This window comes from Sphingomonas panacis (assembly GCF_001717955.1).
GTDB classification, from domain to species: Bacteria; Pseudomonadota; Alphaproteobacteria; order Sphingomonadales; family Sphingomonadaceae; genus Sphingomonas; species Sphingomonas panacis.
On sequence record NZ_CP014168.1, the window covers coordinates 710,877 to 723,792 of the forward strand.

10 protein-coding genes are annotated in these 12,916 nt (G+C 66.1%); 8 read left to right on the top strand and 2 right to left on the bottom strand.

What is annotated here, in order from left to right:
* Window positions 1-39 precede the first annotated feature (39 nt).
* The 5 genes from J0A91_RS03265 (at window position 40) to J0A91_RS03285 (ending at window position 7,282) form a co-directional block, all read left to right on the top strand.
* A complete protein-coding gene (locus J0A91_RS03265) occupies window positions 40-1,785 on the top strand; it encodes a tannase/feruloyl esterase family alpha/beta hydrolase (protein ID WP_069203717.1) in 1,746 nt (581 codons plus the stop codon).
* Window positions 1,773-3,023 (top strand): SGNH/GDSL hydrolase family protein, encoded by a 1,251-nt coding sequence (locus J0A91_RS03270; RefSeq protein ID WP_083224472.1) that lies wholly within the window; start codon window positions 1,773-1,775, stop codon window positions 3,021-3,023. The genes J0A91_RS03265 and J0A91_RS03270 overlap by 13 nt, the downstream gene beginning before the upstream one ends.
* A gap of 70 nt (window positions 3,024-3,093) precedes the next feature.
* Window positions 3,094-5,475, top strand: a complete 2,382-nt coding sequence (locus J0A91_RS03275) for a TonB-dependent receptor (RefSeq protein WP_169833070.1) — start codon at window positions 3,094-3,096, stop codon at window positions 5,473-5,475.
* A 64-nt stretch (window positions 5,476-5,539) separates the two neighbouring features.
* Window positions 5,540-6,070 carry a DUF3237 family protein gene (locus J0A91_RS03280; protein WP_083224474.1) on the top strand — a complete coding sequence of 177 codons (531 nt, stop codon included), beginning with the start codon at window positions 5,540-5,542 and terminating at the stop codon, window positions 6,068-6,070.
* Between the two features lie 12 nt (window positions 6,071-6,082).
* Window positions 6,083-7,282 (top strand): MFS transporter, encoded by a 1,200-nt coding sequence (locus J0A91_RS03285; RefSeq protein WP_069203719.1) that lies wholly within the window; start codon window positions 6,083-6,085, stop codon window positions 7,280-7,282.
* Window positions 7,283-7,424: 142 nt separating this feature from the next.
* On the opposite strand, the gene J0A91_RS03290 is transcribed toward J0A91_RS03285, so the two are convergent.
* Entirely contained in the window at window positions 7,425-8,207 is a 783-nt protein-coding gene (locus J0A91_RS03290) for a helix-turn-helix domain-containing protein (protein WP_069203720.1), read from the bottom strand.
* Between the two features lie 158 nt (window positions 8,208-8,365).
* Between J0A91_RS03290 and J0A91_RS03295 the strand changes: the two genes are divergently transcribed.
* From J0A91_RS03295 to J0A91_RS03305, 3 genes are read left to right on the top strand one after another with little or no spacing between them, the layout of a single operon-like run.
* Window positions 8,366-10,498 carry a marine proteobacterial sortase target protein gene (locus J0A91_RS03295; RefSeq protein WP_069203721.1) on the top strand — a complete coding sequence of 711 codons (2,133 nt, stop codon included), beginning with the start codon at window positions 8,366-8,368 and terminating at the stop codon, window positions 10,496-10,498.
* Complete coding sequence (locus J0A91_RS03300) at window positions 10,495-11,124, top strand: class GN sortase (RefSeq protein ID WP_083224475.1); 630 nt, start codon at window positions 10,495-10,497, stop codon at window positions 11,122-11,124. The genes J0A91_RS03295 and J0A91_RS03300 overlap by 4 nt, the downstream gene beginning before the upstream one ends.
* A 12-nt stretch (window positions 11,125-11,136) precedes the next feature.
* Complete coding sequence (locus J0A91_RS03305) at window positions 11,137-11,586, top strand: DUF4424 family protein (RefSeq protein WP_069203722.1); 450 nt, start codon at window positions 11,137-11,139, stop codon at window positions 11,584-11,586.
* On the opposite strand, the gene J0A91_RS03310 is transcribed toward J0A91_RS03305, so the two are convergent.
* Entirely contained in the window at window positions 11,583-12,908 is a 1,326-nt protein-coding gene (locus J0A91_RS03310) for an acetyl-CoA hydrolase/transferase family protein (RefSeq protein ID WP_069203723.1), read from the bottom strand. The genes J0A91_RS03305 and J0A91_RS03310 overlap by 4 nt on opposite strands.
* Between the last annotated feature and the right edge of the window lie 8 nt (window positions 12,909-12,916).

Consider the following 12,916-nt stretch of genomic DNA (forward strand, 5'->3'; position numbering starts at 1 on the left):
GATCGTCCTCGTCCGGAACGCATTGTTGGAGGCACAGGCATGACCCTTCGCGCGCATTATTGGCTCACGGCATCCGCCCTCGCCGCCCTTATGGCCGCATCCGCGCCCGCGTCGGCGGCCACGCCCTACAGCGCCCGCTGCGCCGCCTTCGCCAAGACGCTGCGCGGCCATTGGCCCGACGCCTCAACGCGCGTCACCCGCGCCGCCTTCGTGGAATACGGCCCAGCGCCCAAGCCCGACCCGCGCGGCTTCCAATATGATGCCGTGACGCCGCTCAAGGCCCATTGCGACATTCGCGCCGTCATGGCCGAACGCAAGGGCGTGGACGGGCAAAGCTACGCCATCAAATTTCATCTGCGCCTGCCGCGCGACTGGAACGGCCGCTTTCTGTTTCAGGGCGGCGGCGGCACCAATGGCGACGTCGGCGATGCGCTGGGCGCGGCGGCGGGCGTAGGCCTCGTCACACCGGCCCTTGCGCAGGGCTATGCGGTCGTCAGCCAGGATTCGGGCCACGACAACGCCGTCAACAGCGACCCGGCCAGGGGCGGCGCGGTCGCCTTCGGCTTCGACCCGGAAGCGCGCCGCAATTACGCTTACGCCTCGCTCTACGCCGTCACCAAAGCCGCCAAGGCCGCCATCACCACCTTCTACGGCCGGGCACTGCGCTATTCTTATTTTGCGGGCTGTTCGAAAGGCGGTCAGGAGGGGCTGGCGCTGGCCCATCGCTACCCCAACGCCTTCAACGGCATCGTCGCCGCCGCACCGGGCATGTCGCTGCCCCGCGCCGGGCTTGCCCAGACATGGGACACACAGACTTTCGCGCGGCTGCTCCAACCCGACGCCAGCGGCGTGCGCCCGTTCGGGCAGTTCTCCAGCCTCTATTCCCCCGCTGAACTCGGCATCGTGCGCCGCGCCGTCCTGAAGGCCTGCGATGGCAAGGATGGACTGGTCGACGGGCTGGTCATGCGCGCCGACCAATGCACCACCGCAGACGTCCTGCCGGTGCTGCGCGCCTCCACCTGCACGGGGGACCGCAATGGCCAGTGCCTGTCGCGCGCACAGATCGACGCGCTGGCGCAGTCCCTGTCCGGCCCACGCAGGCGCGACGGCGCTCCCCTTTACGCCAGCTTCCCCTGGGATGGCGGCATCGGCGCGCCCGGCTGGGCGGTGTGGAAACTGGGGCTGGCGAAGGAAGGCGTGCCACCGCTCAACATCCTGGTCGGCGGGTCCGCTCTGCCGACCATCTTTCAAACCCCGCCCGTGCTGGCGTCCGTCGATCCGCAACGCTTGCTACAATGGCAGATGGCCTTTGATTTCGATCGGGACGCCGACGCGATCTATCGCACCGCCGCGCCCTTCACCGAATCCGGCTGGGGCATGATGTCGGCGCGATCGCCCGACATCGACGCCTTTCGCGCCGCCGGCGGCAAGCTGATCGTCCCGCATGGCGCGGCCGATCCGGTATTCTCGCTGAACGACACGCTGCAATGGTATCGCGAGATGGACGCCCGCTATCATGGCGCGGCGGCCGACACCGCCCGCGTATTTCCCGTGCCTGGCATGAACCATTGCGAGGGCGGCCCGGCCACCGACCATTATGACGCTTTCGCCGCGATGGTCGCCTGGGTCGAACAGGGCCGCGCGCCCGATCGGCTCCACGGCGTCGCGCCGGCGGCCAGCCCCTGGCCCGGCCGCACCCGGCCCATCTGCAAATATCCCGAATATGCCCGGTACAAGGGCACGGGCGACATCGAGAGAGAGGATAGCTTCGAATGCGCAAGATGAGGTCAGCCACGTTCACCCTCGCAGTCGTCGCGCTTCATGCCGGGCTGCTGCCGATACAGGCTTTCGCGGCGGACAATGGCCGCTGGGTGGCCAGTTGGGCGTCCAGCCCGTCGCTGCCCACCGCGAAACTCCCGTATGATTTCTGGCAACCCGCGCCGGACGTGCAGGGCACCGTCCGCTACCATCTGCGTCTCAGCGCAGGCGGCACGAAGGTGCAGGTCCGCCTGTCGGGCGAAACCCAGTTGCAGGACGTAACGATCGGCAGCGCGACCATTGCGCTGGCGGATGCGCAGGGCCGTATCGACGCCGCCACCATCCGCCCGCTGACCTTTTCGGGCGCACGCTCGGTCCGCTTGCCGATGGGCGCGCCGCTCCTGTCCGATCCGCTCGCGCTTACGGTGAAGGCCGGGTCCGTCGCGATCGTCAGCGTCTATCTTCCCGCCAAGGTAACCTTGCCCCAGTCCGACCCCAATCATGTCGCGGAATGGGCGGTGGGCGCTGACCAGACCGCATCCGCGACGCTGTCGAACACGACCTCGGTCTCCGCGCGCGAAATCGTCTCGTCCGTGCTCGTCCAGTCCGACCAGAACGCGCGCACGATCGTCGCCTTCGGCGATTCCATCACCGATGGCTTCGGCGCGAAAGACCCGCTGCTGCGCGGATGGCCGGGCCAGCTGGCGCGCATGTTGACCGAAAAGGGGATTGCCAATGTGGGAATCGCCAATGCCGGCATCGGCGGCAACCGCGTGCTGCGCGAGGAAGTTGGGCTAAGCGGCCTCGCCCGGTTTGACCGCGACGCGCTCGCGGTGCCGGGCGTCACCGACATCGTCCTACTGGAGGGGATCAACGATCTGGGCCTGAGCGGCCTCAAAAACCCCCGCGCCGAAGGCAACCATCCCATCATCGGCGCGCAAGACCTGATCGCAGGTTATCGCCAGCTCATCCAGCGCGCGCGGTCGCGCGGCATCAAGGTCCACGGCGCGACGCTGACGCCGTTCCTGGGTTCGACCTTCCCCGGCTACGCCACGCCCGAAAAGGAAAAAATCCGTCAGGCCATCAACCAGTGGATTCGCACGAGCGGCGAATTTGACGGCGTGATCGATTTCGACGCGGTCGTGCGCGACCCGTCCACGCCCGACCATATCCTCGCCGCCTATGATTGCGGCGACAAACTCCATCCATCCGACGCGGGCTATGCCGCCCTGGCCAGGGCCGCGCGGGACCATTTCCACTTCTGAACACAGCCACACCAGCAATGGCCCGAACCGCAAAACAAACTGGTCGGGCAAGAAAAAAGGGGAGAGTATCGTGAACAGACTGTCACTTCTTTTCGCAAGCGCCAGCATCGGCGCGAGCGTCGTCGCCCTGGCCTGCCCCGCCGCCGCGCAGGAAGCCTCGCCCGTGCAAACGAACACGGCCGCGCCGGAAGACTATACCGGCGACATCGTCGTCACCGCACAGAAAACATCCGAGAGACTGTCCAAGGCCCCCGTCGCGGTCAGCGTTGTGACGCAGGACAGCCTCACCCGGCAGGGCGTCGATTCCGCCGCCGCACTCACCACCACCGTCCCCGGTCTGCAATCCAGCCAGAACGGCTTCGCCATCCGCGGCATCGGCAGCAACAACAGCTTCAGCGGCTATTCTACCGTCGCCACCCAGATCGACGGGATCTACGATCCGTCCGCCGCCGTCCTGACACTCGGCCTGTTCGATCTCGGATCGGTCGAGGTTCTGCGCGGGCCGCAGGGCACCGTCTACGGGCGCAACGCGACCGCAGGCGTCGTCAACATCAACACCGCCGATCCGGGCAAGAAGCTGGGCTTCAACGCCGACATCCAATATGGCCGCTTCAACGAAGTCCGCGCTCGCGCCGCCGTCGATCTGCCGATCAGCGACGCCTTCGCCCTGCGCATCTCCGCCTATCGGCAGGTGGATGACGGGTTCGAGGGCAATTACGGCGCGCGCCAGAATTACAACAAGACCGATCAGGCCGGTTTGCGCGTCAACTCGATCCTGCATCTGGGCGACAGGCTGACGTGGCGCTTGTCGCTCAACTACGGGGAGAACAAGGGCACGATCCCGCTCACCTATATGCGCAGCCGCAACGTCTACCCCAATGCGAATATCGCGGCGGGCACGTTTGGCCCAATGCAGACGATCTACAGCGAAAGCATCAACCCCGGGCAGGATCTGGTCGTCGACAACCAGATGGACCTCCAATATTACGCCGCCCGCTCGCGTCTGACATGGGAGGCGAGCGACTCCCTGTCCTTCACCTATCTGGCCGGCTACTCGCTGCTGAAGAACAACGGCGTGGATTCCGCCACGGGCGTCTTCACCCAGCAGAATATCGACCGCCGCGTCGAAACACATTCGCATGAACTGGACGCGAACTTCGAATCCGGCGCGTTCAACCTCGTTGTGGGCGGCTATCTCTATCAGGACAAGCAGCCGTCCGGCACCCGTCTGCTGCACGCAGGCGACACCGCCCCCGCCCCGTTCAACGGCATCTTCAACGCCGCCGGCATTGCCAAGGTCGCCGGCACCGGCACCAATATCTCGACGATCAGTGGCGTCGATGTCGTCACCTCCTACCGGGGTCAGGGCACCAAGTCACAGGCCGTCTTCGGTCAGGGTACGTTCGAAATCGCGCCGGGCCTGAAAATCCTGGGTGGTGCACGCTCGACATGGGAACAGGTCAACCAGCGCAACATCGAACTGGTCTGCCCCGGCGACACGGTCACGCTGGCGAACATCACGCCCACGACCTGCCCCGGCATCCCGTTCGTCTATGCCCTGTCCGACGACACCAACCGGCCGGAAGCGAAATTCTCGAACATCAGCTGGAAGGCGGGCGTGAATTACGAAGTGACGCCTGAAACCCTGGTCTATGCCAGCGTCGGCACCGGTTTCCGTGGCGGCGGTCTGGAAGCCAGCGGCAACGCGCCGCAATATCGTCAGTATCAGCCGGAAACCGTGACCAATTACGAACTCGGCGCGCGCAGTTCGCTGATGGGCGGCAAGCTCTATCTGTCGGCCACTGCCTTCAACATGGACTATAAGGATCTTCAGGTATCCAGCATCGTCCTCAATCCGCTGACCAACCAGGTGTCGGCGGTGACGACCAATGCCGCGACCGCGCGCCTGCGTGGTATCGAACTGGAAACCGTCTTCCGCCCGACACGCGCCGACCGGATTAGCGGCTTCGTCTCCTATCTTGACGCGAAGATCCGCTCTTTCCCGACCGCGTCGGACAATCTCAACTCGGCCAGCGGCAACTACAACGCGCTCACGACCGCATTCGGCAACCGGCCGTTGCCCGGCACCGTCATCCGCGACGTGTCCGGCAACGAGCTGCCCAACGCCCCCAAATGGAGCGCGCGCGCCAGCTATGCGCATATCTTCGATCTGGGCGGCGCGGGCAGCCTGACGCCGAGCGTGGACTTCTACGTCCAGTCGCGCACGTTCAGCGACATCCAGAATTATGCGCAGAGCCGCCGGGCATCCTATACCAAGACCGATCTCAACCTGCGGTACGAGACCAATGACGCGCACCTGTCGGTCACCGGCTTCGTCAACAATCTGGAAAACAAGCGGGTGGCCAACAATCTGGTAACGGTGTGGAGTTCGACCACGGCCAATTATGATCCGCCGCGCACCTATGGCGTGCGTCTGGGCATGCACTTCTGACACGTGACTCGGATGGAGCGCGCCTTCGCAAGACAGCGCTCCATCCTCTGGAGAGGGTATCGGTATGGCGGGCGAACGACACGACACTCTGCCATCGCGCAGGGGGCTGCTGCTGGCGGCGGGAACATTGGCCACCGGCCTGATCGACGCGCCGGGCATGGCGGCCCAGTCAAAAACCGACGACACGCCACGGGCGGAGTTCGTCTATGAAGCGATCGTCACGCTGGGGCCGCCCGAGGATGTGGGCATGACCCCGCACGGCAAGCGCGTGCGCATCCCCATCACCGGCGGCACGTTCAAGGGGCCACGCATCAGCGGTACGATCTTCCCCGAAGGCATGGACTGGCAACTGGTCCGCGCCGATGGATTCACCGAACTCGAAGCCTCCTATCTGATGCGCGAAGCCGACGGCACCGTCATCCATATCCAGAACCGGGGGCTGGCCGGAAAAGGCTATGCCAAAACGACCGCGACGTTCGAAGTACCGAATGGCCCGCATGGCTGGCTCAACGAAGCCGTGTTCACCGGCACCGTCGGCCCGGTTCCCGAAATGAAGACGCCCGCCGTCCGCATTCGCATGTACAAGCTGGTTTAGGACCGCAGGGCGATGGCGCGCATTCGCTGGCTGACATACCTGATGTTCCTGATGTTCGCGATGACGTCGGAATCGGTCGGGGTCATCATCCCGTCGGTGATCCGCGAATTCCACCTCGGCATGGCCGCTGGCGGCGCGTTCCACTATGCGACGATGAGCGGCATCGCACTGGGCGGCGTGTTGCTCGGCTCGCTGGCCGATCGCGCGGGACGCAAGGTGACGATCCTGATCGGTCTCGGGCTGTTCGGCATCAGCGCCGCGATGTTCGCCTGGATCAGCAGTTTCGGGCTTTTCCTCGTCCTGCTGTTCATCGGCGGCATTGCCGTCGGCATATTCAAGACCGCGGCGCTGGCGCTGATAGGCGACATCTCGACATCGACCCGCGCCCATACCGCGACGATGAATGTGGTGGAGGGTTTTTTCGGGATCGGCGCGATCATCGGCCCGGCTATCGTCGCCTATCTGCTGTCGCATGATGCATCGTGGAAATGGCTTTACCTGATCGCGGCGATCTTCTGCGGTCTGCTCATGATTGTCGCCTGGCGCGTCCCGTATCCGCAAACGCGCGCCGCCGCCCCGAATGGCGCGCCGCTCGCGGACATGCTCGCGATGCTGCACAATCGCTACGCTCTCGCGTTCAGCACGGGGATCATGCTCTATGTCGGGATCGAAACCGCCATCTATGTCTGGATGCCAACGCTGCTTGCGGGCTATAGCGGCCCCGGGTGGCGATGGGCCGTCTATGCGCTGTCGATCTTCTTCATCCTGCGCGTGATCGGCCGGTTTGGCGGCTTCTGGCTGCTGGAGCGCTATGACTGGACCAGTGTCATGGCATTGTGCGGCGTGGCCATCCTGCTGTGCTTCGTCTGCGCGATCATCGGCGGCCGGCCCTTCGCGGTGGTCGCGCTGCCGGTGTCAGGCCTGTTCATGTCGATCATCTATCCCACCTTGAACTCCAAGGGCATCAGTTGCTTTCCCAAGCCGCAGCATGGCGCGATCTCCGGCGTCATCCTCTTCTTCACCTGCGTCAGCGCGGTGCTGGCGCCGCTGGCGATGGGGTTGATCGGCGAATATCTGGGTGATGCGATCTACGGCTTCTATCTTGCTACGGCGTTCGCAGCCGTCCTGGCGGCAGGCCTCATCCTCAACAGGATTTTCGACCCCGCCAGCGCCGAGCTGAGACGGCGTGGCGACCTCGATTACGCGGTTTAGCCATCCCTTGGTACGGTGCCGGCGGCTGGCATCATGCCGCAGGCGCGCCGCCGCCGCTGCCATTGAGCGCTTCAGGCACCAACACCCGAAAGCCGCCCGGACTCCGATGCTGTCTGGCCGGAAACCCCTGTGTGAGTGCCATCTAGGCCAAGACATGCAGCCTTGCGAAATCGCCTTCGATCGAACGGTCCAACATCGCCCGATACGCCGCATAGTGCGGCATGTCGGCGGTAACGAGGCCGAGGTCCGCGGTCTCTCCCTCCGCCAGTTTGCGCAGCGCCAGCGGGGCCGCTGCCGGCATGAGTTGCGATCCCTTTCCGACCTCCAGCGTGGTCAATATGCCGAACAGGCCGCCATCGATCGTCGGGCGCGACAGGATCGCGAGGCGGTATTGGCCTTGCTCGTTGGTCACCAAATAGATGTGGCCGGAGAGGTTGGGCAACGAAACCTGCCCGATCTGTTCGAAACGGGGATCGGCGCGGCCCGTTTCGGCAAAGCCGAGGCAGGCTTTCTCAGGCACCCAGCGGATCGTCGTCAGGTACGCGAACACGCCGCCGGATGTGGCGAAGCTGGGCCTGACGGTCAGATAGCGGCCTTCCAGCCAGGTCACGGCTGAGCGCGAATAGGCGCCCAGAGCATCGGGCGCGACGTCTCCTCCGGCGGGCGGCGAGCTGGTCGTATCGCCGCGCAGGCTCACGCCCAACGCCTCCTCGATGCGCAGAAGCGTCGCCAGCGTGAAGGCACGCTTTCCGGCCAGCGCCTTCTCCAGAGTCGACAAGCTGATGCGGGCCATGTCCGCCAAAGCCTGGCGCGAGATACGGCGGCGGGCGATTTCCTCGCGGACGTGGCGGGCGATCTCGACGCTTTCCAGCCCGGACTCGATCAGGTCAGTATCGGGCGTGTCGTCGCGCAGGATCGTGGTCATCCGCACATATGCGCACAAACCCGGACATTCCGTCAATCGTCGCGCCGGCGTGCGGGGTTGCGCACATCGACTGGCGGTAACAGGCCGAAACTGCTCGTGGCTGTGCGTGCCGTTGTGCGCATAGAGGGATGGCTCCGATCTTTCGATGGAGCCCTGACATGCCGCACCCCCTCGCTATCCGCCGCGCCCTGATCCCTGCCATCGTGCTGGCTGTGGGTGCTCCCGCCACGTTGGCGCTCAACGCCAGTTCCGCAGCCGCCGCTGACGAGGCGGCGCCCGACGATGGCCCTGCCGCCGGGGTCTTGTTGTTGAAAGCCAAAGGTATGTCCCAGGCATTGCCAGCCGTTCGGCTGGGCACCGACATGGCGGTGACGGTGACCGGCCAAGTGGCGCGCGTGCGCGTCACCCAGGCGTTCCGCAACACGTCGAACACGTGGGTGGAGGCCAGCTATCTCTATCCCTTGCCGCAGGATGGCGCGGTGGATTCGCTCAAGATGGTGGTGGGCCAGCGCGTGATCGTGGGCCAGATCCAGCCCCGCGAGAAGGCGCTCGCGACGTACGAGGCGGCGAAGCGACGTGGCACCAAGGCGTCGTTGGTGGAGCAGCAGCGCCCCAACATGTTCTCCACGCTCGTTGCCAATGTCGGCCCCGGAGAGACGGTCCTGATCTCGATCGAGTATCAGGCGCCGGTGGTTCAGGCCAACGGCACCTTCTCGCTACGCCTGCCGCTGGTGGTCGGCCCGCGCTACGTGCCGCCCCACACATTGACCGGACCAGGCGCAGCCCGGGATGCCCAAGCGGTTACGTCAGCACCCGTTCTCGATCCCGCGCTGGGGGTGAAGCTCAACCCCACGTCGATCGCGGTGCGGCTCGCCCCCGGCTTCGACGTCGCCAACCTCGTCAGCCGCTACCACAAGGTGACCGTTTCCGGCCCGCTCGACGACCGCACCATCCGGCTCGACGAAAGCGTGCCGGCGGACCGCGACTTCGTGCTCGAATGGCGCTCCGCCGCGGCCGACCCGACGCTGGGGCTGTTCGCGCAGCACACCGACACGGGCGACTATGTCATGGCATCGGTGACCCCGCCCGCCGATTTGTCCCGCCTGCCGACGCCGCCGCGCGAGATGGTGTTCGTGATCGACAACAGCGGATCGATGGGCGGGGAGTCGATGGAAGAAGCCAAGTCCAGCCTGATCCACGCGCTCGGCACCTTGCGGCCGCAGGATCACTTCAACGTGATCCGCTTCGACGACACCATGACCCGCCTGTTCGACCACAGTGTCGCCGCCACCCCCGATCAGGTGGACCTGGCCAGGCGCTTCGCCGGGTCTCTCGAAGCGCAAGGCGGCACCGAGATGCTGCCCGCGCTCAAAGCCGCGCTGGCCGATGCCGCGATCGGGGGCGGCGATGATCCCGAGACACTGCGCCAGATCGTTTTCCTGACTGATGGCGAAATCTCGAACGAGCGCGAGATGATGGCCGCGATCGACGCGGATGGCGGGCGCAGCCACGTCTTCATGGTCGGCATCGGCTCCGCCCCCAACGACTATCTGATGGAGCGGATGTCCACCATCGGCGGCGGGGTCTACACCCATGTCGGCGCGCCGGGCGAAGTCGCGGCCAAGATGATGCCGCTGCTCGACGTGCTCAGCCATCCGGCGGTGCGGAATCTGTCGGTACGGGTCGATGGCGGCGCGCTCGACCTTACGCCCTCGCGCCTGCCGGACGTCTATGCCGGTCGCCCGCTGGTGCTGGTCGGGCGAACCGCGCATCTCGCCGGAACCCTCACCGTCAGCGGTATGATCGGCAACAAGCGCTGGGAAAAGCGAGTCGACCTGACGCGCGCCCAGCCCAGCCCGGCGGTGGAAAAGCTGTGGGCGCGCCGGCTGATCACCGATGTCGAGGCGGACAGGGCGCTCGGCAAGCTGGACGACGCCAAGGCCGATGCCGAAGTCGAGCGGATCGGGATGGAGAGCGGGATCGTCACCAGCCGCACCAGTCTCGTCGCCGTGGACCAGACGCCGTCGCGCCCGCAAGGCACGCCGCTTACGAAAGAGGACTTGCCGATCAATCTGCCCGCCGGCTGGGACTTCGGCACCTTGTTCGGGCAAAGTGCCGGGAGCGTCGCGCAGCGCGCCGATGCCCCCGGTGACGCCGCCGCGATGCAGAGCCAGAGCCTCGACCTTCCGCAGACCGCCACCGGCTTCGCTGGCCTGGTCGCTCAGGGGCTGGCGCTGCTGCTGGTCGGCATGACCGGTCTTGCGCTCCTGCTGCGCCGCAGGGCGGCATGATCCGGGCACTTCCGCCCGCACGCATGAAGGAGGCCGCGCGGGGACGCGGCCTCCTGATGCTGCTGCTGTTGGGGCTGTGCCTTGCAGGCGTGGTGGAGATCGGCCGGGGGCTGTATATTCCGGCCAAGGCCGCCGTCGCGCAAATGTTGCTGGAGCGCGCGTTTGACCGCAGCCTTGCGGCCCACCAGCCGCTCAAGCCGTGGCCATGGGCGGACATGACCCCGCTCGCCCGGCTCTCGGTGCCGCGTCTGGGTGTGTCGCGGGTGATATTGGACAGCGGTTCCGGCCAGGCCCTCGCATTCGGCCCGACGCTGCTGCCCGGTGCGGCATCGATCGGAGCGCGCGGAACCGCCGTCATCGCCGCCCACCGCGACACCCATTTCCGCTTCCTGCGCGAGCTGCACGCCGGCGATATCGTTACCGTGCAGACCCGCCAGGGTCTGAACCGGCGCTATCGCGTAACCGGCACCAGCGTCGTGCGCTGGAATCGCTATGCCGCGCCTGACGCCGTGATGGGTGAGCGGCTGGACCTCGTGACGTGCTTTCCCTTCGACGCCATCCAGCGCGGACCGTTGCGCTATGTCGTCCATACCGAAGGTGTGACGACCCATCGCGACGGCGCCTGAGGGGCCTGGACCGTGCGCCGAACCTATCACTGGACGCAGCTTTTCCCTGCGGGGCGCGACCTGCCCATCGAGCATAGCTACGCGCCCGGCACCGGAGGCAGTATCGGCACGCAGCTTACCACGCCGGGTTTCCGCAACGATCCGGCGGGCAAGGCGTACCTCGCCCGCTACTGCACCGACGCGGCTTTCCTCGCCGGTATCGACAGGTTCGTGCGGGCGGCCGGATCTGCCGATGCGACCCTTCCGGAAGTCCGCGTCCAATATGTGCTGACAACGGGCGCCAATTGGCGAGCGCCGATCGGCAGTTTCAGGCTGGCCGTCGACAAGGCCGCGCCGGAGAATCCGGTCAGCTTTTGCGCTGATGGTGCCCGCAAGATCTCACCCACGCGCTTCGAGGTGCGACACAGGAACTGGCGGCCGACGCGCGACCCGGACATTCTCATCATCAAGCCGCGCCTCTAGCGGCGAGCAAGCCCCTTCGCATGGGCAGCGCGCTCCAGCATCTCGCGAAACGCCGGATGCGCGAGATCGATCAGCGCGCGGGCGCGCTCGTCCGCGGTTTTCCCCTTGAGATCGGCCCAGCCATGTTCGGTGACGACGATATGCGTATCGTTGCGCGGGGTCGTGACCGGGCCATCGAGCGCGGGGACGATGCGTGAGACGGTGCCGTTGGCGGCCGTGGAATGGCAAGCGATGATCGAGCGCCCGCCTTTCGACGCGTAGGCGCCGCGCACGAAATCGAGCTGCCCCCCGGCGGCGCTATATTGCCGCCCGCTCATACATTCGGAATTGCACGCGCCATCGAGATCGATCTGGAGCGTGGCATTCACCGAAACCATGCGCGCGTTGCGGGCGATCACCGCCGGATCGTTGACATGATCGACCGGGTAGGCGCTCATCCGCGGGTTGCCATCGATGAAATCATAGAGCGCCCGGTCACCCATTGCGAAGGTGAAGACGGTCTGCCCCACGTCGATCTGCTTGCGGCTGTTGTCGACCACGCCGCAACGCATCAGCTCGGCGAGTCCCGGCGTCATCAGCTCGGTATGGATGCCGAGATGGCGATGGCCCCGCAGCGCCGCGCATACCGCATCCGGCAGTGCGCCGATCCCCATCTGGAGGCAGGCGCCATCCTCGACGAGCCCGGCGATGATGTCCCCGATCGCGATGTCCTGGGGTCGGAGCGATGCGCGCGGCACTTCGAGCAGCGGCGCCGTATGCTCGACCAGCGCGCTCACGCGGGAGACGTGCACCGTGCAGTCCCCCCGCACGCGCGGCATGTGCGGATTGACCTCAAGGATCACGCGCGCGGCGGTGCGCGAGACGGCCAGCGCATAATCGGTGTTGGTGCCGAAGCTGAAATTGCCGTCCTCGTCCATCGGCGAGACGGTGATCAGCAGCGTGTCCACCCCCACCTGCTCGCACAAGACACGCGGCGCTTGACTGAACGCGGTCGGGATCACCTCGACCGGCGGCAGGCCGTCGGCAGCGGCGCGGGCATCGAGCGCGCGTTCGATCGCGCTGTGGAACAGGGAGACCGGCCTGATCCGCTCGCGCAAGTCGTAGCGCAGCACCGTCTCCCCGGCGATCGCGGTCGAGAGCAGGTAATAGAGGCGCAGATCCGAGACCGCACCCGCCGCCGCGCGATCGGCCAGCGCGCGCAGAATGGCGGGCGGCTGCGAAACACCCAGGCCCATCGCGATCTTCGCGCCCGACGGGATCAGCGCCACGGCCTGATCGGCGGTCATGATCCGCGAACGATACAATGCGGCGTCAGAGGACATGTTCGAAG